Annotated in this window: 25 protein-coding genes; 16 read left to right on the forward strand and 9 right to left on the reverse strand. The window is 61.5% G+C overall.

Annotated features, from left to right (window positions below; all coding sequences use genetic code 11):
- Positions 1 to 49 precede the first annotated feature (49 nt).
- The 6 genes from BLU37_RS15010 (at position 50) to BLU37_RS15035 (ending at position 7,072) form a co-directional block, all read left to right on the forward strand.
- On the forward strand, positions 50 to 2,899 hold the full coding sequence (locus BLU37_RS15010) for a hypothetical protein (RefSeq protein WP_090206082.1): 2,850 nt from the start codon (positions 50 to 52) through the stop codon (positions 2,897 to 2,899).
- 122 nt (positions 2,900 to 3,021) lie between these two features.
- Entirely contained in the window at positions 3,022 to 3,531 is a 510-nt protein-coding gene (locus BLU37_RS15015; protein ID WP_090206085.1) for a glycoside hydrolase family 24 protein, read from the forward strand.
- 244 nt (positions 3,532 to 3,775) lie between these two features.
- Positions 3,776 to 4,450, forward strand: coding sequence for a class I SAM-dependent methyltransferase (locus BLU37_RS15020; RefSeq protein WP_090206087.1), 675 nt, complete (start codon positions 3,776 to 3,778; stop codon positions 4,448 to 4,450).
- A 139-nt stretch (positions 4,451 to 4,589) separates the two neighbouring features.
- On the forward strand, positions 4,590 to 5,723 hold the full coding sequence (gene rnd, locus BLU37_RS15025; protein ID WP_090206090.1) for a ribonuclease D: 1,134 nt from the start codon (positions 4,590 to 4,592) through the stop codon (positions 5,721 to 5,723).
- On the forward strand, positions 5,720 to 6,013 hold the full coding sequence (locus BLU37_RS15030; protein ID WP_019360809.1) for a YcgL domain-containing protein: 294 nt from the start codon (positions 5,720 to 5,722) through the stop codon (positions 6,011 to 6,013). The genes rnd and BLU37_RS15030 overlap by 4 nt, the downstream gene beginning before the upstream one ends.
- 126 nt (positions 6,014 to 6,139) lie before the next feature.
- Positions 6,140 to 7,072, forward strand: a complete 933-nt coding sequence (locus BLU37_RS15035) for a D-2-hydroxyacid dehydrogenase (protein WP_090206093.1) — start codon at positions 6,140 to 6,142, stop codon at positions 7,070 to 7,072.
- 156 nt (positions 7,073 to 7,228) lie between these two features.
- On the opposite strand, the gene BLU37_RS15040 is transcribed toward BLU37_RS15035, so the two are convergent.
- Positions 7,229 to 7,822 (reverse strand): nitroreductase family protein, encoded by a 594-nt coding sequence (locus BLU37_RS15040; RefSeq protein ID WP_090206096.1) that lies wholly within the window; start codon positions 7,820 to 7,822, stop codon positions 7,229 to 7,231.
- 278 nt (positions 7,823 to 8,100) lie between these two features.
- Here BLU37_RS15040 and BLU37_RS15045 point away from each other — a divergent pair, with 278 nt between their 5' ends.
- Both BLU37_RS15045 and BLU37_RS15050 read left to right on the forward strand, forming a co-directional pair.
- Positions 8,101 to 8,550, forward strand: a complete 450-nt coding sequence (locus tag BLU37_RS15045; protein ID WP_090206098.1) for a YcgN family cysteine cluster protein — start codon at positions 8,101 to 8,103, stop codon at positions 8,548 to 8,550.
- A gap of 25 nt (positions 8,551 to 8,575) precedes the next feature.
- Positions 8,576 to 9,814, forward strand: a complete 1,239-nt coding sequence (locus tag BLU37_RS15050) for a hypothetical protein (protein WP_090206101.1) — start codon at positions 8,576 to 8,578, stop codon at positions 9,812 to 9,814.
- A gap of 141 nt (positions 9,815 to 9,955) precedes the next feature.
- Here BLU37_RS15050 and BLU37_RS15055 read toward each other — a convergent pair whose 3' ends face one another.
- The 3 genes from BLU37_RS15055 to BLU37_RS15065 form a co-directional block, all read right to left on the reverse strand.
- Positions 9,956 to 10,330: a YgaP family membrane protein gene (locus BLU37_RS15055; RefSeq protein WP_090206104.1), complete on the reverse strand. Its 375-nt coding sequence runs from the start codon at positions 10,328 to 10,330 to the stop codon at positions 9,956 to 9,958.
- A gap of 68 nt (positions 10,331 to 10,398) precedes the next feature.
- The gene (locus BLU37_RS15060) at positions 10,399 to 10,866 is read right to left on the reverse strand and encodes an RNA methyltransferase (RefSeq protein WP_010450151.1); all 468 of its coding nucleotides are present in this window, start codon (positions 10,864 to 10,866) and stop codon (positions 10,399 to 10,401) included.
- Positions 10,867 to 10,986: 120 nt separating this feature from the next.
- Positions 10,987 to 11,361 (reverse strand): YajD family HNH nuclease, encoded by a 375-nt coding sequence (locus BLU37_RS15065; RefSeq protein ID WP_010450148.1) that lies wholly within the window; start codon positions 11,359 to 11,361, stop codon positions 10,987 to 10,989.
- A gap of 189 nt (positions 11,362 to 11,550) precedes the next feature.
- On the opposite strand from BLU37_RS15065, the gene BLU37_RS15070 reads away from it, so the two are divergent.
- Entirely contained in the window at positions 11,551 to 11,823 is a 273-nt protein-coding gene (locus BLU37_RS15070; RefSeq protein WP_010450146.1) for a hypothetical protein, read from the forward strand.
- Here BLU37_RS15070 and BLU37_RS15075 read toward each other — a convergent pair.
- Both BLU37_RS15075 and BLU37_RS15080 read right to left on the reverse strand, forming a co-directional pair.
- Positions 11,820 to 12,293: a cyclic nucleotide-binding domain-containing protein gene (locus BLU37_RS15075; protein WP_029532659.1), complete on the reverse strand. Its 474-nt coding sequence runs from the start codon at positions 12,291 to 12,293 to the stop codon at positions 11,820 to 11,822. The genes BLU37_RS15070 and BLU37_RS15075 overlap by 4 nt on opposite strands.
- An 84-nt stretch (positions 12,294 to 12,377) precedes the next feature.
- A complete protein-coding gene (locus BLU37_RS15080; RefSeq protein WP_090206107.1) occupies positions 12,378 to 14,429 on the reverse strand; it encodes a S9 family peptidase in 2,052 nt (683 codons plus the stop codon).
- Positions 14,430 to 14,519: 90 nt separating this feature from the next.
- On the opposite strand from BLU37_RS15080, the gene BLU37_RS15085 reads away from it, so the two are divergent.
- Genes BLU37_RS15085 through BLU37_RS15110 form a run of 6 tightly spaced genes read left to right on the forward strand, consistent with a single transcriptional unit; the run spans position 14,520 to position 18,783 of the window.
- A complete protein-coding gene (locus BLU37_RS15085) occupies positions 14,520 to 15,020 on the forward strand; it encodes a hypothetical protein (RefSeq protein ID WP_029379529.1) in 501 nt (166 codons plus the stop codon).
- 32 nt (positions 15,021 to 15,052) lie between these two features.
- Positions 15,053 to 15,829 (forward strand): class II glutamine amidotransferase, encoded by a 777-nt coding sequence (locus BLU37_RS15090; protein WP_090206110.1) that lies wholly within the window; start codon positions 15,053 to 15,055, stop codon positions 15,827 to 15,829.
- Between the two features lie 12 nt (positions 15,830 to 15,841).
- Positions 15,842 to 16,375: a DUF2937 family protein gene (locus BLU37_RS15095; RefSeq protein ID WP_010450135.1), complete on the forward strand. Its 534-nt coding sequence runs from the start codon at positions 15,842 to 15,844 to the stop codon at positions 16,373 to 16,375.
- A 25-nt stretch (positions 16,376 to 16,400) separates the two neighbouring features.
- Positions 16,401 to 17,153, forward strand: a complete 753-nt coding sequence (locus BLU37_RS15100; protein ID WP_090206113.1) for a 5-oxoprolinase subunit PxpA — start codon at positions 16,401 to 16,403, stop codon at positions 17,151 to 17,153.
- On the forward strand, positions 17,150 to 17,869 hold the full coding sequence (locus BLU37_RS15105) for a 5-oxoprolinase subunit B family protein (RefSeq protein WP_090206116.1): 720 nt from the start codon (positions 17,150 to 17,152) through the stop codon (positions 17,867 to 17,869). Before BLU37_RS15100 ends, BLU37_RS15105 begins: the two co-directional genes overlap by 4 nt.
- Positions 17,866 to 18,783, forward strand: a complete 918-nt coding sequence (locus BLU37_RS15110) for a 5-oxoprolinase subunit C family protein (protein ID WP_090206120.1) — start codon at positions 17,866 to 17,868, stop codon at positions 18,781 to 18,783. The genes BLU37_RS15105 and BLU37_RS15110 overlap by 4 nt, the downstream gene beginning before the upstream one ends.
- Before the next feature lie 52 nt (positions 18,784 to 18,835).
- Here BLU37_RS15110 and BLU37_RS15115 read toward each other — a convergent pair whose 3' ends face one another.
- Both BLU37_RS15115 and BLU37_RS15120 read right to left on the reverse strand, forming a co-directional pair.
- On the reverse strand, positions 18,836 to 20,014 hold the full coding sequence (locus BLU37_RS15115) for a vWA domain-containing protein (RefSeq protein WP_090206123.1): 1,179 nt from the start codon (positions 20,012 to 20,014) through the stop codon (positions 18,836 to 18,838).
- Positions 20,015 to 20,177: 163 nt separating this feature from the next.
- Positions 20,178 to 21,023: an AAA family ATPase gene (locus tag BLU37_RS15120; protein WP_090206126.1), complete on the reverse strand. Its 846-nt coding sequence runs from the start codon at positions 21,021 to 21,023 to the stop codon at positions 20,178 to 20,180.
- A gap of 275 nt (positions 21,024 to 21,298) precedes the next feature.
- Here BLU37_RS15120 and BLU37_RS15125 point away from each other — a divergent pair, with 275 nt between their 5' ends.
- Positions 21,299 to 22,759, forward strand: a complete 1,461-nt coding sequence (locus BLU37_RS15125; RefSeq protein ID WP_090206129.1) for a DUF6538 domain-containing protein — start codon at positions 21,299 to 21,301, stop codon at positions 22,757 to 22,759.
- A gap of 16 nt (positions 22,760 to 22,775) precedes the next feature.
- Here the strand turns inward: BLU37_RS15125 and BLU37_RS15130 are convergent, their stop codons facing one another.
- The gene (locus BLU37_RS15130) at positions 22,776 to 23,750 is read right to left on the reverse strand and encodes a hypothetical protein (protein ID WP_090206132.1); all 975 of its coding nucleotides are present in this window, start codon (positions 23,748 to 23,750) and stop codon (positions 22,776 to 22,778) included.
- Position 23,751: the final 1 nt, after the last annotated feature.

Here is a 23,751-nt window from a genome sequence, read left to right on the forward strand (position 1 = left end):
CGGGTTCAAACCCTGTGCCATCTATATCGGCTGTTAGCAGGAGTGCATCATGAGTGCCACGGACGTTACCGGCGTACAGCGCGGTTATAACGGCTATTGGGGGATTGTCGCGCGCAATGGCATGCGTGTTGAAATACGCTGGACTGTGGCCGATGACGGTAAGTCTCTCAAAGGCGAAATTCGCGATGGTACAACTCAGGAGAGTCACCCTGTCGAACTCGGTCTTGTGTATCCCCGGGTGCTTGAGATCACTCAGCAATTGGGCAGTATCGATGTGACGTTGATGTTGGTTCCTGACAGGCAACACATCTCGTTGAATTGCAATGTCCCGCTGTCCATCAATAAGTTTTTCAACGCCCCCATCGGTGAGTGGTCAGTACTGCGTCGGCCCGATGATGAACCGAGTGAAAACAGTCTGCCACTGATTGATGAGCCTCATGAGGCCATGGACCTGGCGCCCTTCGTCTGGCTGCACCCGGCTACGACACAGGAGGCACTCGATGCCAGTTTGCGCTTCATTCGTCTGCAAAATCCGCAGCTTTTGCCGCTTTACGTAACCCTTGCTCAATGCACTGGTGCGGACGCCGCGATCGCCAAGCAAAACGCCGCCAAAGCGTTCACGGGGCTTGTCAGCGATGTTGCAACATTGCCGTCGCCGATCTGCCTGTTTCCGAGCTTGCGTGTCCAGCTACTGACAACCTTGTCAGGTGTCCAGACCTTGCCTGCCATTTCGCAGCAGGTGGAAAATTTGTTGGGTGAGCCGGTCAAGTCTTTGCTGGAGAGCCCGGAGTGGGCCTCCAGTCAGGCATCCGTGTGGCAAAGCCTGTTCGTCCTGGCCTTGATCGGCACGCCGGGCAATACTTCCCTGGCAACGCAATTGGTCGATGTCTTGCGGGTGGGCCATTTTCTCGACCTGTTGCAACAGGGCCTGCCTTCTCTTCAGGAACAACAGTTGCGTAATGTGGCGTTGAACGCTATCACGGCCTTTCCTGATGCCGTCGCCACCTTTGGCTTGAACGTCAAGCCCAATCCGGTAGCCACGACGACCGCCAGTACCGACACCGGGACGAGCGCCTCCACCGACACCAGCAGTACTGCGGGCTCGTGGCAGGTGCTGGGGCCAGGTACGCTCAAGCGTGCGCGTCAGCACCTTGTCGGTTATCAACCGGGTGAGCTGGCCGAGGTGGTCAATGTCATGCCCCACGAGCGCCAGGAGCGGCAGGAACACCTGCTGAGCCGCCGAGAGGAACACGACAACGAGAGCACCGAGCATCGTGGCGAAACCGATGACTTGCGACAGACATCCGCCAGCAGCGAACTCACCGAAGCGCTTCAGGAAATCATGGCCGCCGATGGGCTCGTGCGTAACATGAGCAATGTCAAACCGACCTATGAAAACCTCAACGAAATACTCTCGGGCGCCTGGTCAGGTGGCAATGGTGGCACCTCTTGGTCAGGGGCTGACACCTCTCGGCAAGTTCAGCAATTGACGGAGAAAGCAGCCCGGTACATGGGGGATCGAATCACGCGGCAGCGAGGGCGGGTCTGGCAGGAGCTGTGCGATCGCCGTCAAAGCAATCTCATCGACAATGCGGGTGACCGTCGGCTGGTGGGTATTTATCACTGGGTCGACAAGTTGATGAAGGTTCATCTGGCGGATGCCGGACGACGCCTGGTATTTGGCTTTGTCATCAACCAGCCAGCGCAGGCCTGGGTCCAGGGCATCACGGTGCAGGACGACGTTCCGCTGGAAAAACCCTTTGCCATTCCGGCATTTTCCGATGCTCATGGCCTCGGTTACATCCGTATAAAACCGGACAATTACCAGGCGCTTTCCGCGTTGTATGACATCAGTGATCCTGAGCCGCCTCCCATTGACACCTTGCGCGTGATTACCACAGTCAACAGCGTGGTACTGGGTGATGTCTCGATGTTACGGATCCCCGACGGTTACGTGGCGGCGTCCGGTACAGTCACCATGGCACTGGCGGATACCCAGTACAACCTGGTGTGTTCGGTCGCTGGAGAGGATGTTAAACCTGCGCAAGCGGCCACCTCCTCATCCGCGACAACGCTGACGGTTACCGTCCCGGAAGCCTCAAGTTCTACGACAGTGGGCAATGCCGTTGTGACACCTCCCGCACCACCGACAGCATTGGTCAGTACCGTGCAACTGGCCAGCATTCAAGGCAAGACCGGACCCATTCCTCTGACCGTGATGTCAGCGGCGCCACTACTGAGTGTCACCGTCGACATCACCTGCAATCGCGTGGTGACCACAGGTAAGGACCACCTGGTAGTGGCTTGGCAAATACGTAGCTACGGCCGACTGCTCGAGGCCTGGCAGGCGTCGATGCAACGCTATCAGGACGAATTCGCCAAGCGCATGAAACTGGCCAGTGAAGATCGGACGGTCGAGATCCAGCAGGATGCATTGGCTCAGGCATGCCTGAACCTGCTGGCGCCACCTCCCGGTAATGCTCAACAGTTGCAGCCGTTGTTCAGTTGGTCCGATATGAATTGGCACTACAACACTCAGCCTTTCGTGAAGTCTGTCATCCAACCCAAGGCTATCGCGATGGCGTCTACCGCGCCTGTCGCAGAGCGCTTGTTCCTGCGCTTTCTCAAAGCATCGGCGGCCAATGTTCTACTCCCCGTGAATCGCGGCTACGAAACCAGGCTGTTGTTCAACTTGCAATTCCCATCACCCTGGATTGGTGAGCCGGCCAGTACTCCCGTGACGGAAAGCACCCTGATGATGCTGGAGGAAGTGCTCGTTCCTGATCCGTTGTCGCCGGAGCAACAAGTGCCACCTCGACATTGGACGGTGCGTCTGCCCACGTCGATGCTTTATCTGCAGCAGGGTACGGACTTGCCGGGTTTTACCGTCTCGTGTTGAGGTCAAAAGTCAAACCGGGAGCAGCCTGCCCGAAAGCCCATAGACGTTGCTGATAGTAAATCCTCCTCGAACGCTGGCTCCACGGCTGGCATTTTTTGGCTCTCACCTTTAGGAGTTACCCCATGCCAGAAATCACAGCAGACGCTGCTGGTGGTCAAAACGTGTGTGCATTCCTTGATATGCTGGCAATTGCCGAAGGGACTTCAACCAGTCAATACACTCGTAACAATGGATACGATGTCGTTGTAGGAGGTATCAACAGTCCTAACACCTTTAGCGACTATTCAACTCACCCCTGTATATATGTGCACGTCAACAGCAATGGGCTCGTTTCTACAGCGGCTGGTCGATACCAACTGCTCTTTCGCTATTGGGCTGATTACAGCCGTTCGTTAAATTTGCCTGATTTCGGTCCGCTCAGCCAAGACCGCATCGCTATCCAGCAAATCAGCGAGCGACAGGCTCTGGATGATCTTCAGTCCGGTAACATAGTGTCCGCGATTACCAAATGCGCAAATATCTGGGCCAGCCTGCCCGGCAATGACTACGATCAGCATGAGGACACGTATAGCAGCCTGATTGCCGATTATGTCAAGGCTGGAGGAGAGAACACGTCACCCAGCCAGGTTTAGTACCATTGGGAATGGCACGCGATGATTTCCTCTTTGCCGTGAATAAGCGTCATGGAGAAAAATGCTGCGCCGGTTGGTGTTGATCTCTGCTCCTGGCCTGAAACTCACGGCTTGATGAGGTGGCGGCGTATTTTTCACGAAATGTTGATGCCCGTCTGACTAAGGTTCAAATGCTGCCCCGAGTGCTACCCGTACTTGCGGCAGCGTTTCCGATCGCCGGTCAATGCAGCAGAGTCCCTCAGCCATGTCAGCGCCATCGCCTTCCCTCGTCGAGCTTGAGTTCGCCCGCCAACACGCGCGCGAGCATGCTCGGGTGTGCCGCACTGTTCATCCCCAGGGGGTGTGGCAGCGCCTGGAACACTGGCGCGAGGAGGGCCTGGTACGGCAGGCGCTGAAGCTGGCGGGCGAGCCGGGCCTGGTGCTGGACCTGCCCTGCGGCGCCGGGCGGTTCTGGCCGGTCCTGGCGCAGCGTGGCAATCGTGTGGTGCTGGCAGCGGATTCGTCGCGGGAAATGCTTGATCACTGCGCGGTTCATCATGCGCCTGAACTGTTCAAGCGGGTCAGGACGCTCCACAGTTCAACGTTCGCCATCAGCCTGCCGGAAAATGCGGTGGATTGCATTTTCTGCCTGCCGTTCTTCGCCCATGTCGCTGAGGCTGAGCACCGTCTGGCGATACTGCGCGAGTTTCACCGGGTCAGCCGTGACACGGTGATCGTCTCCCTGTGCCTAAGTGGCAATCTAATGGCTTGGCGTGGTCGGCGAGCAGGCCATAGCGGCCAGGACCCCAGGCCCGTGGTGCTGGACAAGGCCCAGGTCGAGGCCGAGTTTCATGAAGCCGGCTTCGAGATTGTCGGCCACCGCGACTTTTTGCCGGGTTATGCCATGCGTCGGGTCTACGTTCTGCGCAAGGACAACTGACCTTCGTGATCCGGCGAACCTGGTGAGTAAGACTATTCTTTCACCGCAGCGGGGCATTCACCCACGCTCTTGCAGCGCGAATGCTCGGAAATCGCCTGTGGCGATATATACTGCGCGCCATTCTTCAAGGGAGAGCCGTGTGGCCATCGATATTCACTGGATTCGCGACAACGATAGCCTCGGTCGGCATTGCACTGAATGGCAGCAATTACCTTTCGTTGCCCTCGACACCGAATTCATGCGGGTCGACACCTTTTATCCCATCGCCGGGCTGATCCAGATTGGTGATGGCTCCAGCGCTTACCTGATCGACCCGTTGACCATCGACAACTGGCAACCCCTGGCCGCGCTGCTGGACAACCCGGCGGTGGTCAAGGTCGTGCACGCCTGCAGCGAAGACCTCGAGGTCCTGTTGCGCCTGACCGGCAGCCTGCCGACACCGCTGTTCGATACGCAATTGGCGGCGGGTTACCTGAACCTGGGTTTTTCCATGGGCTATTCGCGACTGGTCCAGGAGGTCCTTGGCATCGACCTGCCCAAGGGCGAGACCCGTTCCGACTGGTTGCAACGTCCGCTCTCTGAGACCCAGGTCAGCTATGCCGCCGAAGATGCATTGCACCTGGCCGAAGTCTACAGCCGCCTGCGTCCGCAATTGTCGGACGACAAGTACGCCTGGGTCCTGGAGGACGGCGCCGAACTGGTCGCCAACCTGCGCCGCGAGGTCGATCCCTACGAGGTCTATCGTGACGCCAAGCTGGCCTGGAAACTGTCCCGGTCCCAGTTGGCGGTGCTGCGTGAACTCTGCGCCTGGCGCGAGCGCGAGGCTCGTGCCCGTGACTTGCCGCGCAACCGGATCATCCGCGAGCATTCGTTGTGGCCCTTGGCCAAGAGCCAGCCGGACAACCTGGTGAGCCTGGCCCGCATCGAAGACATGCACCCGCGCACCGTGCGCCAGGATGGCGAGTTCCTGCTGGAGCTGATCAAGCGTGCGGCCAGTCTGCCGATGGACCAATGGCCACCTGCGGTGCCCGAGCCCCTGCCGATCGAGGCCGGAGCTTTGGTCAAGCGCCTGCGGGGCGTGGGCCAGGCGGCGGCCGAGCGGATGGGCATCGTGCCGGAACTGATGCTGCGCAAGAAAACCCTGGAAGCGCTGATCAAGAGCGGCTTTCCTGACGGACCTTATCAATTGCCCGATTCGCTGCGTGGCTGGCGCCGCGAATGGTTGGGTCAGGCCTTGCTCGACAGCCTGGCGACTGCTGGAGAACAGCCTTGAAACATATCTGCTCGATCTATCGCAGCCCCCGCAAGAACGAAATGTACCTCTACGTGCTCAAGAGCGAAGCCCTGGCGCGTGTTCCGGAGCCTCTTCTGCAGGCGTTCGGCAAGCCGCTGCATGCCTTCGACCTGGTGCTGACGCCTGAGCGCACGCTGGCGCGCGAAGATATCCACAAGGTGCTCGATAATCTCGACAAGCAGGGTTACCACCTGCAGATGCCCCCGGCCGAGGACGAGTACATCGAGCATTTGCCGGAAGAGTTGTTGCGCCGTAATGACCCGGTCTGATCAACAGCCCTGAGCGCCCTGTCCAGGGCGCTCCATTTCAATGGAATGCATTTTCTGGCGATCGTCGAGCACGATGGAGAGCGCTTCATCGGCGGTCGCCTGCACTGTTTTGGAAAGGTTTGAACCATGCGCGTTCTGATTGCCGAACACGACCACGCCGTGTACGCCCGCCTGTTGCAAGAGGCGGCGCCCGAACTAGAAATCATGACCAGCGGCGACTCGGCGACGCTCTCTGGCATGGCGGCCGACTGCCCGATCTGGCTGGGGCAACCGGACCTGATGGCGAGTCTGTTGCGCCAGGGACGCCAGCCTCAGTGGCTGCAATCGACCTGGGCCGGGATCACGCCGTTGCTGGCCGAGGGGCTGCCGCGCACTTACCGGCTGACCCGTGCGGTCGGCATTTTTGGCCAGGTCATGGCCGAATACGTTCTTACCTACATGCTCGGCCATGAACGTGAGGTGCTGGCGCGGTTGGTCAGCCAGGTCGAACGCAAGTGGGATAACCGCACTGGCCAGGGGCTGCTCGGACGCAAGGTGCTGATCGTCGGCGCCGGCGACATCGGCCAGAGCGTTGCGCAGTTTCTGCAACCGTTTGGCGTCGAACTGTACGGGATCGCCAGTGAGGCCCGCGAGCAGGCGCCGTTTATCCGGGTCGACGGCCTGGAAGCGCTGGGCGAGCGGGTCGGCGAGGTGGACTACGTGATCAACCTGCTGCCCAACACGGTGGCTACCCATGATCTGTACGATGCGGCGATGTTCAAGCGCTTCAAGCCGACCGGCCTGTTCATCAATGCCGGGCGCGGTGTCGCGGTGGTCGATGCGGACCTGGTGGCGGCTTTGAAGGAAGGCCATCTGGCGGGGGCGGTTATCGATGTCTGTCGGCAGGAGCCATTGCCACAGCGCCATCCCTTCTGGACCGCCTGGGGACTGCTGCTGACCGGCCACAGTTCGGCGCCGACGTCGCCGTCGATGATGGTGCAATTGTTCGTCGAGAACCTGCGGGCGTATCAGGCGAGTGAACCGCTGCGGGGCGAAGTGGAGTTCGAGCGCGGTTACTAGCCTTGAAGTAGAAGCTTCGCGAGCAAGCTCTGCTCCTGACAGTCTTGTGGTGTACACAAATTTTGTGCACGACCATGAACTGTCGGATCAGAGCTTGCTCGCGAATAGGGCCTTGAAGGCGCCGAAACCCTCACAAGCACTCAGCGCCTCCCATGCTTACAGGCTGAAATCACCCTCAGCCGCCAGCGCGCTCAGTGGCTCGCGCGGGCTGGGTACTTCCCGGGCCTGCAGATATTCGGCAAGGCTGGCCTTGTCACCCAGCTTGCCGATGGCGACCGCCGCGTGCAGGGCGTAGCCTTCCGGAATCTTCAGTTCCTTGCGGGTCAGTTCCTGATCGAAACCGGCCATGCCGTGGGCGTGCCAGCCGCTCAGGCTCGCTTGCAGCGCCAGGTAGCCCCAGGCCGAGCCGGTGTCAAAGGTGTGCCACAGGGCCGGAGTTTCCTCGGCAGCGCCAGGGACCTTGAAGGTGGTCTTCGAGATCACGATCACCAGCGCCGAAGCGTGCTGTGCCCAACCCCGGTTGAATTCGTTGAGCAGCCCGAGGAAGCGTTCCCAGTTCGGTGTGTCACGACGCGCATAAAGGAAACGCCATGGTTGCGAGTTGTAGGCCGACGGCGCCCAGCGCGCGGCTTCGAAGAAGCTCAGCAGGGTTTCTTGCGCAATGGTTTCGCCAGTGAAGGCGCGCGGCGACCAGCGTTGGGTGAACTGGGCTTCGATAGGATGATCGGCGACGCGTGGGTTGGCGCTCATGGAGAATTCCTGACTAGAGTTCGAAGTGACGGGGAGTAAGTCGACCCTGGCCGCTGGAGCGGTATTCGGTCGTGATATCTGGCCCGCCTACAGGGTGCTTCGTGCGGCGCGCTGGAGCGCTAATGGCAGTTGGCTAGGCGGTTTCAATGTCAATAAAGCTACTGCGCACGGGCGTGCCTGACAAGCCTTCTTCAACCGGCAGTCGCCAATGCTTGGCCCTTTGCGGCGCGGGCACTAGACTGGCGACCTTTTCACTACCCGATGCAGATGTCTGAACCATGGCCGCAAGAGTCGAACCCTTCTGGATACGCAAGACCCTCGATCAACTCGATCCGGAGGAATGGGAGTCGTTGTGCGACGGCTGCGGCCTGTGCTGTCTGCAAAAGCTCGAGGATGAAGAAGACAACAGCGTCTACTACACGCGTATCGCCTGCAGGCTGCTGGATCTCAAGACCTGCCAGTGCAGCGATTACACTAACCGCCGCGCCTCGGTACCCGACTGTATCCAGCTCACGCCGGGCCAGGCCGACGAGTTCAAGTGGCTGCCGCCGACCTGCGGTTATCGTCTGGTCAGCGAGGGCAAGGACTTGCCGCTCTGGCATCACTTGGTCTGTGGCGACCCCGATGCGGTCCATCACGAGCGCATCTCCCAGTCCGGACGGATGCTGGCCGAAGGCAGCGTGCCCGAGGACGACTGGGAAGACCATCTGATTTTCCGCGCCGGTTGATCCTGGCGAACCCGAAGGAGTGTGTATGCCGGTGCGTTGCCGACTGTGGTCGGGGTTGCTGCTGCTGATGTTGGCCGGTTCCGCCTGGGCCGGGAAAAAAGTCGAGCTGGATTACCACATACGGCTGTTGCCGCAGAGCGACCAGGCTGAAGTGCGCTTGACCCTGGCTCAGGGCTCGGCGGTACGCAGCCTGGATTTTGCTCTGGGTGCCCAAGGCTACTACACCGATTTCAAGGCCGACGGCCAATGGTTGACGCAGCCCGACCAGGCCGGTAGCGGCAGCCGTGGTATCTGGCGTCCGGCCGCCGGCAAGGCCAGCCTCAGCTATCGGGTGAGCATCAGTCATCCGCGCCGCAATGGCACCTTCGATACGCGCATGACCAGTCATTGGGCGCTGCTGCGTGGCGAGGAACTGGTGCCGCCGGCGCGTCTGGACCAGCAGGACGGCACCGAGCTGGTGTCGCGGCTGGAGTTCGAGTTGCCTACTGGCTGGAAGAGTGTCGAGACGGCCTGGCCGCGCATTGGCAAGAACCGCTTTCGCATTGATAACGTCTCACGCCTGTTCGACCGCCCGACCGGCTGGATACTCGCCGGCAATCTGGGCAGCCGGCGTGAGCGTCTGGGCGAAACCGAGGTGACGGTCGCCGCTGCGCGGGGTGAGGGCATGCGGCGGATGGACGTGCTCACATTGCTCACCTTCGTCTGGCCCAAGGTGCAGGAGGTTTTTCCACGCAATCCGCCGAAACTGCTGGTGGTGGGGGCAGGAGAGTCGATGGCGCGTGGTGCCCGTGCGGCCCATGATTCGATCTATGTGCACAGCACCGGGCCGCTGATCGGCGAGTCCGGTGCCAGCCCGCTGGTGCGTGAACTGGTGCATGTGTTCGGCAGGATCAACGACAGCCATCATAGCGACTGGATCGGCGAGGGCCTGGCTGAGTACTACGCGATCGAGTTGGTCCGCCGTGCCGGTGGCATCAGCGAGGAGCGCTACCAGGCGCTGCAGGCGCGGATGGCTCGCATCAGCCACGCGGTCACCAGCTTGCGTGGCGATCAGGTCAGCGGGCCGACGGTCGCTCGGGCGGTATTGTTGCTGCAGGCCTTGGACCGGGAGATTCGTCAGCAGACCGGCGACAAGCACTCGCTGGACGATGTGAGCCGGGCGGCGATGCGCCTGGATACGGTGACGACCCAGGAGTTCATCCAGCTCAGCGAAAGCGTGCTGGGTGGACCGTCCAAGGTGTTGGCGACGGACCTTTTGAAGTAAGCCCTTGGGCTTTGGGGTGAGCTGGAGTGCCTATTCGCGGGTAAGCCCTGCTCCTGCAGTAGAGCGCCAGGCATCAAGCGAGAGCACACCACCGTACTGCAGGAGCAGGGCTTGCCCGCGAAGGCATGCTCAAGGGCACTATCAGGCCTTCGGCGTTTCCAGCGAATCACTCCCCGTCACCGTCGCGGTGCGTGTCGCCCTGTCGGCATTGGCTTTCATCTGCCGCAGCTCATCTGCCGCCCGCTCGATCTTCGTACGTACGCCATGCAAGTCCTGGCGTCCCTTCTCCAGCAGGCTCTTGGTCGAGCTGTGGCCGGTGATGCCGCGGGCCAGCGCCACGCCGCCGATGGCGACCTGGAGCAGGCCGAACACACCGCCACGCCGCAGGCCCTTGCCCATCATCACCACGCCGCCGGCCAGAGAGCCGATACGCTCCCAGCCCTGGACGTTCTGTTGGGGTGTCGCTGACTGGAATGGGGTGGAGTCGATGCGCTGCACGGTTTTACTGTCGCTCATGATCTGTCTCCAAAGTGGCAGGGGGATAAATTGCAGACTTCAGGAAAGCCCGGCTTGTTCCGCAAAAGTCAGAATTTGGGGCCAGAACGGGTGTTGTTGCCCTTGGCCAGGCGATCGTAGAGCACCACATTGACCGTAGCGGCCAGGTTCATGCAGCCGGTGGTGGGGATGTACACCACGTCTTCGCACCAGTCGCGGATGTCCTTGTCCAGCGAGCCGTCTTCGGGGCCGAAGATGTACAGCGCCCGGTCCGGGTGAGTGTATTCCGGCAGCGGGCGGGCACCTTCCACCAGTTCGACGGCGACCGGGATACAGCCCAGGGGCAAGATTTTCTTCAAGTCGTCGATGCCGATCAGCGGAATATCCTGATGCACCTTCTTGGTATCGGTGACGAAGTCGCGGGCCCGTTCGTAGCGTTTGCCGGTATAGAACACCGAGGCCACGCCGTAGCAGCCAGCCGCACGCATCACCGAACCGACATTTTCCGGTGACTTGGGGTTATACAAACCAATGCAGCTGTACCTTTTGTTTGCCACGAGCCGGGTGCCTTCCAGGAAAAAGACGCGAGTATACCGGCAACTCCACGGGGCGTGATGCCTGTCTCGATCAGGTGCAGGAAAGCTGCCCGCACCGTGGCGGGCAGCCGGACGGGGAGCTTACTCGTCTTTTTTCAACATCCCGGCCAGGGCGGCGAACGGGTTGTGGGTGGCCTTGGCGATCGTCGGACTGCTCAGGGAGCTGTCGCCGAAATACTGTTGGTCGGTGTAGCGCGAGTGTTCGTTGTCATGGCAGAACAGGCAGAGCAACTCCCAGTTGGAACCGTCCTGCGGGTTGTTGTCGTGGTTGTGGTCGCGGTGATGCACGGTCAGTTCGCTCAGGCGCTTGCCGGAAAATTCACGGGCGCAACGACCGCAGACGTGCGGGTACATCTTCAGCGCCTTGTCACGATAGCCCATCTCTTTATCGCGTTTCGCATCGGCGAGGATGCGGTCCAGCTTGGCGGTATGGGAGGGAGGGTTGGCCGAACTCATGGGTTCACCTTGTGGAATGGGTTAATGACGGTTATGTCGTGAAGTCTAGCGCAGTTCCCCGGCTTTTCGGTGATCGCTACCCGGGTGTGTGGGATCCGGCGAGTCAGGTGTGCAACGAAATGTCATTGAGCGAGGCAAAATGTTCGCGTTGCGAGTAGCCTGATGACAGACAGATTGCTGGAGCTATTGATGAAAGGCATTACCCTGGCGGCCGCTGTGTTGGCCGCACTGACGATGACGGCTGTATGGGCCGAGGACATTGCGCCGGCTCCCGTGACACCAGCCCCGGGTTCCCCGGGTACCGCCACCCCCACGCCGTACCCGCAAATCACCCCGCGCACGCCACCCAAGCCCGGCGAGCCGCTGCCGAGTATCGAACTGCCTTCGCCGCCCAAGGACCAGACCTTGCCTGGCCTGGAACAGCACGACAAGGCCGACAAGGCCAAGCCGGTCTCCAGTTAAACCTGCTGCGAGAGCAACTGCCCGTCGACCATGCGCAGGCGCTTGGACAGCGCGATGGCGATGGCACGAATGATCTTGGCGGCGATTTTCGGCGCCTCGTTGAGCATCTTTTCCAGGGAGTCCTTGCCCAGGTTCAACAACTGGCAATCGCTGGCCGCTACGCAACTGGCCGAACGCCGTTCGCCGTCGAGTACCGCCATCTCGCCGAAGGCCCGGCCGGCACGCAGGGTGGCAATCACCACGGGCTGGCCCGCTTCGTTGTCTTTCTGCACATTGACGTTGCCGTTGTGGATGATGCACATGAAGGTCCCGGCATCGCCTTCATGAAAGATTTCTTCGCCCTTGGCCACGCTGCTGATGCTGAAGTAGCCCGCTGCCGCCTGACAGTCGGCGGGCAACAGCTGATTGAACAGACCGCAGTCCATCAGCATGTCGCGAATTTCGTTATTCAGTGAGGTCGGTTCTGACATGGTTCACGATCTATGGTTGTGGTCCGTTCTCGGCCCCGGCGCAGCAGAGTCATGGTCTATGACAATGGCGCCGGGCAGAGTTCCTCAGGCGATGCCCAGAACCTTGAAGACGAAGCCATATTCGAGCGCTACGTCACGCAATCCCTGGTAGCGCCCGCTCATGCCGCCATGGCCGGCGCCCAGTTCGGTCTTGAGCAGCAACAGGTTTTCATCGGTGCGGGTCGCGCGCAATTTCGCCACCCACTTGGCCGCCTCCCAGTACTGCACTCGGCTGTCGTTGTAGCCGGCGATCACCAGCATTGCCGGATAGGCCTGGGCACTGACGTTTTCGTAAGGCGCGTAGGCCTTGAGCCGCGCGTGCACTTGCGGCTCCTGCGGGTTGCCCCATTCGTCGTATTCGGTCACGGTCAGCGGCAGGTCAGGGTCGAGCATGGTGTTCAGCACATCGACGAACGGCACCTCGGCAATGGCTGCCTGGAACAACTCGGGGCTCTGGTTGAGTACGGCGCCGATCAACAGGCCACCAGCGCTGCCGCCGCTGATCACCAGTTGTTCGGACGTGGTCAGGCCCTCGGCGACCAGGTGTTCGGCGCAGGCGATGAAGTCGTCGAAAGTGTTCTGCTTGTGTTCCTGTTTGCCGGCGCGATACCAGGCCTCGCCCAGTTCGCCGCCGCCACGCACATGGGCGATGGCGAAGGCTACGCCGCGCTCGAGCAGGCTCAGGCGGGCATGGGAAAACCAGGGGTCGAGGCTTTCGCCATAGGCGCCATAGCCATAGAGATAGAGCGGGGTGGTCTGGCCCAGCAGTTCACGCTTGACCACCAGGCTGATCGGCACCCGCGTACCGTCCGGCGCCTTGGCCCACAGGCGCTGGCTGACGTAGGCATCGGCGTCGAATGGGCCGAGCACCGGTGTTTGCTTGAGCACCGCCTGCTCGCCGCTGGCCAGGGTCAACTGGCGAACCTGGGCGGGGCGATTGAGGGCTTCGTAGCGCAGGCGGATGCTGTCGCTGGTGAACTCCAGGCTGTCTTGCACATAGAGGCTGTAGGCTGCGTCCGGCAGTTGCACGCGATAGGCCGGCAGGCCCTCGGGACGTACCTCGATGATCGGCAGGCCACCTTCGCGCAGGCTCAGGCACAGGGCCCGGGCATTCAGCGTGACGCCTTCGAGCATCACCTGATCGTCATGGGGAACCAGCAACTGCCAGTCTTCACGGCGAGGGATGCCGTCGTCCGCAGCCTGGAACAGGGCGAAGTTGATACCGTCCTGGTTGCTGCGGATGAACCAGCGCCATTGATCCTGATAACGGCCGTGGTCGACAAAATACTCGTGGCCCTCGACCCGTGGCGCCAGGCAGGCGAAGGCTTGCTCTGGCGTTTCGGCATCGAGTACCCAGGCTTCGCTGGTGGTCTTGCTATTGAGCAGCACCACCAGTTGCCGTTCGGAACTGCTGCGATAGCAGTGCAGGAAAAATCGCCCATCGGGCTCGTGCAGCACTTCTTCGGCGCTATCCTGACCCAGCACATGGCGATACAGCTTGTGTGGGCGGTGGGTGTCATCCAGCTCACCGAAGAACAGCGTGCGGCTGTCGTTGGCCCAGGTCATGCTGCCATCCGCATCGTCGAAAGGCAGTTCGCTGACCGTGCCGCTGTCGAGTTCCTTGACGTACAGGCGGTAGACTTCGTCGCCGCTGGTGTCGAGGCTATAGGCCAGGCGCTGGTGGTTCGGGCTGACGCTGAAACTACCCAGGGAAAGGAAGCCACCATCTGCCAAGGCGTTGGGGTCGAGCAGCAACTGCTCGGCGCTTTCATCCACTGTCAGGCTGTCGTCGGCTGGACGAGGGCAGCGATAGTGGCGGGCGTACTCGTCGCCAGCGGTGGTGCGGGTGTAATACAGGAACGGGCCCCAGGGCGAGGGCAGGGACAGGTCGGTCTCCAGAATCCGCCCCTTGATCTCCTCGAACAGCGTCTCGCGCAGCTCGGCCTGGTCGGCCAGTTGCGCCTGCTGGTAGCTGTTTTCGGCTTTGAGGTAGTCAAGCACTGCCTTGCTGTCACGCTCCTGCAACCAGGCGTAGGGATCGGGGCCGGGGCCTTTGTGGGCAATCGGGGCGCTGTTGACGGCGGCTTTGCGGGACATGGACAACTCTCTATCTTGAGGATCGCTGACGGCGGTGCAGCCGGGCCGGCGAAAAGCCGTTATCATAAGCCTCTACTTGCCAGCCTTGCCATGGACACCATGACCGAGAACGACTATCTGATCGCCTGGGGTTGCTACGCCTTTGCCGCCTTGGGTTGCCTGTTGGTGTGGTTTCGCCTGACCCGCTGGACCTGGCGCTGGTTGCGCGAACCACTGCGCTTGCTGATGGCGGTGCTGCTGTTCAGCCCGACCATCCTCGACCCGGTGAAGGAACGCTTCGCCCCGGCCGTGGCCATTACCGCCCTCGACCTGCTGTTCAAGGTGGGCAACAACGCCTGGCGCGCGGTCTCCGACCTGTTCATGTACCTGGTCATCGCTGCGGGCGTGTATCTGGTCTTCGTCCTGATCCGCTGGCCGATCGAGCGCGCAAGCAAGGCTCGCAAGCTGCAGAGTGAGGCGGCAGCCGCCGCTGCCCGCGCGGAAATCGAGGCCGACGACCAACCGTTCGCCGGTGCCGAGCGCCAGGAGCGTCCACGTCGTCCGCCGCCGGCCAGCGGTGCCGCTCGGCAACGGGTCGAGCCGCGTTTGTAAGCGCGTTCCAGCATTGAAGCGAGAGTCCGAGCATGTGTGAATTGTTGGGCATGAGCGCCAATGTGCCGACCGATATCGTTTTCAGCTTTACCGGGCTGATGCAGCGTGGCGGGCGCACCGGCCCGCATCGCGACGGTTGGGGCATCGGCTTCTACGAGGGACGCGGCCTGCGTCTGTTCCAGGATCCCGCGGCGAGCTGCGACTCGGAAGTGGCGCAACTGGTGCAGCGTTACCCCATCAAGAGTGAAGTGGTGATCGGGCACATCCGCCAGGCCAATGTCGGCAAGGTCTGCCTGTCCAACACCCATCCGTTCGTCCGTGAACTGTGGGGCCGCAACTGGTGCTTCGCGCACAACGGCCAGTTGGCGGACTTTGAGCCCCGAAACAGTTTCTATCGCCCGGTCGGTGACACCGACAGCGAAGCGGCTTTCTGCGACCTGCTCAACCGCGTCCGCGAGGCGTTTCCCGAGCCGGTCGAGGTGCAAGCGCTGCTACCGTCACTCGTTGCCGCGTGCGCCGAATACCGTGGCAAGGGTGTGTTCAATTGCCTGCTCAGCGACGGTGACTGGCTATTCTGCTACTGCTCGACCAAGCTGGCACAGATTACCCGTCGTGCTCCGTTTGGTCCGGCACGCCTGAAGGATGTCGACGTGATCGTCGACTTCCAGGCCGAGACCACACCCAACGATGTGGTGACGGTGATTGCCACCGAACCCCTGACCGAAAACGAGACCTGGACCCGCTACGAACCGGGTCAATGGAGCCTGTGGCGACGCGGCGAATGCGTCAGCCAGGGCCGGACTGAATAAGGACACCCTGTCATGTGGTTGAGTTACCTGCGGTTGATACTGTTTACCCTGGGGCTGCTGATTGGCGTTCAGGTACCTGGCTTTCTCAGTGACTACACTAAACGCGTCGAAGCCCACCTGATCGAGGCGCAGACCAGCCTGCAGGGCTTCCAGAAGACTGCCGAACAGTTCTTCAACGGCGACCTGCAGAAGCTGGTGGCACATTATCGTGCCAGTGACGACCCGGTGTTCCGTAGCGATGCCGACAGCCTTGGTAATCTGCTCACTCGCCAGCGTCTGCTCGACGATCAGTTCCAGGCGATGCAGGGCCCCTGGTACAAGCGTGCGTTGCAGGTGGCCTATGCCGCTGATCCGGCGATTCGCCAGGAAACCTTGCAGGGCTACAGTTACCAGGTGCTGCTCTCGCCCGAGGCGATCGGCTGGGCGATGGGCGGTGCGCTGCTGTTTTCCTTCATGATCGAAGGTTTCTTCCGGCTGGTGGACTGGGTTGTGCTGGGCGGCAAACGCCAGCGTGAGCGCCTGGCAAGGCGGGAGCGGGGCTGGTAAGACAGGTTTTTAAGGAGTAGCGACCATGAGCCGCCTGTTACTCAATTGTGATATTGGTGAAAGCTACGGCAACTGGACCATGGGGCTGGATGCGCAGGTCATGCCTTTCATCGACTGCGCCAACGTCGCCTGCGGCTATCACGCCGGCGACCCGAGCATCATGCGCAAGACCGTCAGCCTGGCCCTGGCCAATGATGTGCGGATCGGCGCTCACCCCGCCTATCCGGATCTGGTCGGCTTCGGTCGCCGCTCCATGGCCTGCACGCCCGAGGAAATCCAGGACCTGCTGCATTACCAGATCGGTGCACTGGACGGCATCTGCCGGGCGCAGGGCGCGCGGGTCAGCTATGTCAAACCCCATGGTGCGCTGTACAACGACATGATGGCTAACCCGCAGCAACTGCGCGCGGTGATTCAGGCGATCGCCGCCTACGATCATGAACTGCCGCTGATGTTGCTGGCGATGCGCGACAACCGCGCGGCCCAGGCGCTGGCCGACGAGTTCGGCGTGACCCTGTGGTTCGAAGCCTTTGCCGATCGCGCCTACGACCCTGAGGGGCGCCTGGTTTCCCGGCAGTTGCCGGGGGCGGTGCATCACGAGCCGCAGCGGATCATCGAGCAGGCCCTGACCATCGCCCGTGGCGACAACCTGACCGCCAGCGACGGTACTGCTCTGCGCTTGCAGGCCGACACCCTGTGCGTACATGGCGACAACGCCAGTTCGGTCGAGGCCGTGCAGCGCATCCGTGAGGCCCTCGAACGGCAGGCGAACTCATGAGCCCAGCCATGAATACACCCCGTATCGAAGTGGTGGCGATCGATTGTTTGATGGTGCGTCTGTTCGAAGTGATCGCCGAAGCCAACATGCCGTGGATGCTCGCCGCCAGCGAGCGTCTGCGCGCTGGCTTTGCCGACCGGCTGATCGACCTGGTGCCGTCCTATACGACCTTGATGATTCACTACGACCTGACGCAACTGAGCCCGGCTCAAGCGCGGGAGCTGATCGCCGAGGCCCTGGCCGATCTGCAGCCGAATGCCACGACCAGCGGACAGTGCCATGTCTTGCCGGTGTGGTACGACCTGAGCGTCGGTCCGGAACTGCGCTTGCTCTCGCAACGCAGCGGTTGGTCTGTGAGCGAGGTCATTCGTCATCACAGCGAGCGCGAGTACCAGGTGTTCGCCCTCGGTTTTGCGCCGGGCTTCGCCTTTATGGGGCTGGTTGAGGAACCACTGGCGGCGCCACGGCTCGATACTCCGCGCAAGCAGGTCGCGGCGGGGAGCGTCGGTATTGCCGAGCGCCAGACGGCAGCCTACCCGGTCGCGTCGCCGGGCGGCTGGAACCTGATCGGCCGGACCCCGAGCAAGTTGTTCGACCGCGAGCGTGATGGCTACAGTCTGATGCAACCGGGCGATACGGTGCGTTTTACGGCGGTCGAGCATGCCGAGTTCATCCGGTTGGGCGGCGATGATACGCCGCTGGAGGTCCTGGCATGAGTCATCTGTCGATCGAGGCCAGCACGCGGCTGTGCCTGTTACAGGACCGGGGACGGTTTGGCGTCCGTCATCTGGGCGTGACCCAGGGCGGGGCGTTGGACTGGGTGTCGATGTTCTGGGCCAACCGTCTGTTGGGCAACGCGCTGGATGCGCCGGTGGTGGAGATCGCCCTGGGTGGCTTCGCCGTGGTGGCGCAGGAAAGCTGCTGCCTGGCCCTGGCCGGAGCCGATCTCGGTGCCCAGGTGGAGGGGCAGGCGCTGGCGCCCTGGCGCAGTTTTATCCTTGAAGCCGGGCAGCGGTTGCAATTTACCCAGCCGTTGCTGGGCGCGCGGGCCTATCTGGCGGCTCCCGGCGGTTTTACTGCGCCGAAGGCGCTGGGCAGCAGTGCCTGTGTAGTGCGCGAGGAACTGGGCGGCCTGGATGGCCTGGGGCGACCGTTGAGCAAGGGCGACAGCCTGCGTTATTCGGGGACGGTGGTGACATCGGCGGTGGTGCCTGTGGCGCAGATCCCTGATTTTCGGGGCAGAGCCGCGTTGCAGGTCGTGCTCGGTGCGCAGATCGGCGAGTTCAGCGGGCAGAGCCTGTTCGATGCTTTCAACACGCCCTGGACCCTCGACAGCCGTGGCGACCGCATGGGCATTCGCCTGCTCGGTGCAGAGCTGAAATACCAGGGGCGGCCGATGATTTCCGAAGGGATCCCACTGGGCGCGATCCAGGTGCCGCCGGATGGGCAGCCGATCGTGTTGCTCAATGATCGGCAGACCATCGGTGGTTATCCGCGCTTGGGGGCGTTGACGCCGTTGTCGCTGGCGCGGTTGGCACAGTGCCTGCCGGGGAATGAGGTGCGGTTGGTGCCGACGGTGCAGGAGTCGGCGCATCGGCAGCACCTGGAGTTCATGAGCCGGTTTGCCTGAGTCCCAAAAGCTTCGCGGGCTTGCCCGCGAATAGGTCCTGGAAGGCCACGCATCACTTGGACAGGAACCGCATCCCTTCTTCCAACCCGCGCAAGGTCAACGGATACATCTGGTCCTCGATCAGATCGCGCACGATATTGGTCGAAGCCGTATACCCCCAGGTGTCCTTCGGATACGGGTTGATCCAGATGAGCTTCTTGTACTTCTCCATGAAACGCTGCATCCACAGGTAGCCCGGCTCTTCATTCCAGTGCTCGACGCTGCCGCCGGCCTGGGTGATCTCATAGGGTGCCATCGCCGCATCGCCAATGAAGATCACCTTGTAGTCGGCGCCATACTTGTGCAGCAGGTCCTGGGTCGACGTGCGTTCCGAACCACGGCGCAGGTTGTTCTTCCACACCGACTCGTAGATGAAGTTGTGGAAGTAGAAATACTCCAGGTGCTTGAACTCGGTCTTGCAGGCCGAGAACAGTTCCTCGCAGATTTTCACGTGGGCATCCATCGAGCCGCCGATATCGAACAGCAGCAACAGCTTGACGGTGTTGCGCCGCTCCGGCCGCATCTGGATATTCAACAGACCGGCATCGCGGGCGGTGTGATCGATGGTGCCGTCGATATCCAGTTCTTCCGCTGCGCCCTGGCGAGCGAACTTGCGCAGGCGGCGCAGGGCCACCTTGATGTTGCGTGTGCCCAGCTCGACCTGGTCGTCGAGGTTCTTGTACTCGCGCTGGTCCCAGACCTTGACCGCCTTGCCCTGGCGCTTGCCCGCCTCGCCGACGCGGATGCCTTCGGGGTTGAAGCCGCCCGAGCCGAACGGGCTGGTGCCGCCGGTGCCGATCCACTTGTTGCCGCCGGCATGACGTTCCTTCTGTTCTTCCAGGCGTTTCTTGAACTCCTCGATCAGCTTGTCCAGGCCGCCGAGGGACTGGATCTGGGCGCGTTCCTCGTCGCTCAGCGAACGTTCGAATTCCTTGCGCAGCCAGTCTTCGGGGATCAGCGCCTGCAGATAGTCATCGAGCTTTTCCAGGCCGTTGAAATAGGCGCCGAAGGCTCGGTCGAACTTGTCGAAATGCCGTTCGTCCTTGACCAGGATCGCCCGCGATAAATAGTAGAACTCGTCCATGTCGGCGAAGGTTACGCGCTGTTTCAGCGCGTTGATCAGGTCGAGCAGCTCACGCACCGATACCGGCACCTTGGCTGCACGCATTTCATTGAACAGGTTGAGCAGCATGGCTATTGCCCTCTCATTGTGAAGAGGCTCTGTTTGAAAGATCGCCGAACGGCGATCAGGCAAGGCAAAAGCGGGCGAGGAAGCGCAGTTTACGCGTTGTAAATGAGCATCCGAGCCCGCTTTACGCAGCCTGATCGAAGCGCAGGCAGCTTTCGGACAGGGCCTAGCGGCTGCCTCGGCGGCTCATGAAGGCCAGACGTTCCAGCAACTGCACATCCTGCTCGTTCTTCACCAGGGCCCCGGCCAGCGGCGGAATGGCCTTGGTCGGATCGCGTTCGCGCAGCACCGCTTCGCCGATGTTGTCGGCCATCAGCAACTTCAGCCAATCCACCAGTTCCGAGGTCGACGGTTTTTTCTTCAGGCCCGGCACCTTGCGCACGTCGAAGAACACATCGAGTGCTTCGCTGACCAGGTCCTTCTTGATGTCCGGGTAATGGACATCGACGATTTTCTGCAGGGTTTCGCGATCGGGGAAGGCGATGTAGTGGAAGAAGCAGCGGCGCAGGAAGGCGTCCGGCAGTTCCTTCTCGTTGTTGGAGGTAATGATGATGATCGGGCGTTGCTTGGCCTTGATGGTTTCATCGGTCTCGTAGACGTAGAACTCCATCTTGTCGAGTTCCTGCAACAGGTCATTGGGGAACTCGATATCGGCCTTGTCGATCTCGTCGATCAGCAGGATCACCCGCTCTTCGGATTCGAACGCTTCCCAGAGCTTGCCTTTCTTCAGGTAGTTGCGCACGTCGTGGACCTTGTCCACACCCAGCTGCGAGTCGCGCAGGCGGCTGACCGCGTCGTACTCGTAGAGCCCCTGATGGGCCTTGGTGGTGGACTTGATGTGCCAGGTGATCAGCTTGCTGCCGAAGGACTCGGCCAGTTGTTCGGCGAGCATGGTCTTGCCGGTACCGGGTTCACCCTTGACCAACAGCGGACGCTCCAGGGTAATGGCGGCGTTGACGGCCAGCTTCAGGTCAGCGGTGGCAACGTAGGCCTGGGTGCCTTCGAACTTCATCTGTGCTTCCTCGAACGATAGCGCCGGCCCGGCAGCGGGGCGGCGGGGAAATTCCATGTCCCGACTATAACGCGGTGTCCGGTCGAGTGTGAACGCAGACGGCTTATTCAGTCTCTGACTCGTTGGTACACTTTCAAACTGTCGAGTCGTCGGCAGGCTAGGTAGAATAAGGCTTGCAGCGGTTCGGTCGTGTGACACATGGCGGAGCATTCAGCGCCTGTATGTGCCCTGCGACACCACCACATGACCGTAGCACGTGCCCCGGAGAATTCTGAATGTCCTATTTATCCCGCCGTGAGGGGCGTTACCACTATCGCCGCCGCTTCCCGCTACAAGTTGCCGAACTGCTGGGCCGCTCTGAATACCGCAAAGCCCTAGGCACCGCTGATCGCGCAGAAGCCCTGCGCCTTGCCCGTCAGGTGTCAGTAGAGTTTGACCGCATCTGTAGCGAAGCCCTGGCGCCTGTGGCGAACGATCCAGCCGAGCGCAGGGCATCCGTCCCGGTTGATCCCCGCGCCGTCCTGGCAAGCCTACAGGCCGTGGTGGAACGGGTAACCCTCCGTGCGGTTACCGATATGGCGCACGGGGCGAAGCTGGTAACGAAGAACTGGCAGACCGAATTGGATTGGCAGAAGCGGGTGTACTCGATGGCCGCGCAGGGGATGCCGCCGCCAGGGATGGAGGCTGTTCACCCACTCGAATCTATGGCCGCTGTGAGGGCGCTGGAAGCCCTGGAGCGTGGTGAGCCGCCAACCCTTGGCACTGTCATTCCTGGCCCTGTGGAGGCGCCCGTGGAGCCTGTCAGCCAGCAGGGCGATAGACGTACCGCCCAGCAGTTCGCGGAAGCCCTGGACGGCTATTGTGAGCGAGTCAGCGCTGGCCGGGTGGGAATCATGCGCAAGCTCTGCAATGACGTTCTACGCTGGCCCAGCACCCCGGCGCAGCAGGTGCAACGGATCATGGCCTATGCCGAGGGCAAGCTAGATGGCGGTGGCAAGGCGTCGTCAATCCACACCCAGGCGGCAGGGCTGATAACGATTCTGCGGGAGGTGCCAGGGTGGGATGGAATTAGCCTACCGAAGCAGGGCGCAGTAGCCAGGGCCATCCGTGCAGGTGGTGCGCTCCAGAAGAACGCCCGCGACCCAATGCCTTTAGCCGTGGTGGCCCAGGTGCAGGCCGCCCTGGACGCCCGTGGTGATACAGTAGACGCGGCAGCAATGCGTCTGCTTGTCCGGTACGGTGTGCGGCCCCTGGAGCTGTTGAGCGAAGGCCCAGCGGCATTGACCATGCGGGAAGACATCGTGGGTAACAGGGAGCAGGTATTCCAGGCTGGCCTATCTGGTGCCAAGAACGCAGCCAGTCGCAGGGATTTGCCTGTGGCAGCGGAGGACGTCCCTCTGTTCAATCTGGTGCTATCAGGCTTTGGTAATGGCAACGCAGCGGAGAGGGGACGACAGCGCGTTACGCGGTTGAGTCGTGCTGTGAGCGCAGCCTTGCTCAAAATACAGGGCATCACGGGACAGGTCAGTCTGTACAGCGCACGGCACACGGCAGCGGATTTGCTCAGGGCGGCAGGTGCGAGCGATGCGGAGGTGGGCGGTATCCTCGGCCATACCCAGTCTGGGAATAAGCACACCGGCGTCTATGGCGGAACGGCTCCGCTCACACGGCAGCGGGAACTTCTGGCTAGAGTCCGCGAACTGCTCGACAAGCAAAATACCCTGCAAGCCGGTTAGGCAAGCAGGGTTGGTTTTAGTACGTGGTAACAGCAGACTTGCCGAAGTCACGCAGACGGCGTTCCGCAACAGTCATCCCGCCATTCTCCACGGTGCCGGTAAAGGCATGGTCTACGCCACCCAGGCGAACGTCGATCTTCGATTGCAGTGCGGCCAGGGCTTTGCCATCAGCAGCCACAAGGGCAGTGTGCGGCAGCAGGCCCGATGCGTTTGATTGGACCGCCTCGCGGTAGACCACGACGCCATCAGCATTGGCACCCAGGACGACGGAGCCGAAGCGCAGCCCAGCCTCCTGCATCGACGCGCCCTCGATAGCGTCTGGGAAGTAGCTGTATAGAGCCATTGCAGCAGCCAGCTCAACGTCGCCCAGGTCCAGGGACAAGGCGTCGATCTTGGCAGCTTTGAGGATCATCAGGCCACGGCCAGCGGCCATGACTTGTACGCCAGCTTGAGCCGATGCGTTCAGCTTCTCGCGAACGTGCAGGTCGATACCCAGCGCCGCCATGGTCTTGTTCGGAGCAGCGGCAGCCTCGGCCATCACGTCAGCGCCAACCACCTTTGCCACACTCAGGACGGCGGTGATGTCAGAGAACCATTCGGCCACCTTGGCCGACAGTGCCTCGGTGTTCGCGTTGGCCGCTCGGGTGTATCGAGTCACGGTGTCGAGGTGCTGGTTACGATCTTGCTCAAAATCGAATAGGTTCGGCAGGTCCGCGAATGCAAAGCCACGGTTGGACAGAGTTGTCATCACGGCCATCAGCTCATGTTCAACGTCGTCACGGCTGGTCTTTTTGGAGGCGGCACGCTCATCAGAGGTGAACAGCTCGGTCATCGTGGTGATGCCTTTGCGCAGCTCTTGAAGGTTGGCCGGGGCAGTCGGGTACTTGGTGGCTGGCACTTCGACCAGATGAAAAGGAACGGCAGCTTGGAGCGCATCGAACAGTGCAATGGCGTTGGCGGATTTGCGGGCAGCAGCGAATTTACGGAACATG

The organism is Pseudomonas asplenii (assembly GCF_900105475.1).
Classification (GTDB): Bacteria; Pseudomonadota; Gammaproteobacteria; order Pseudomonadales; family Pseudomonadaceae; genus Aquipseudomonas; species Aquipseudomonas asplenii.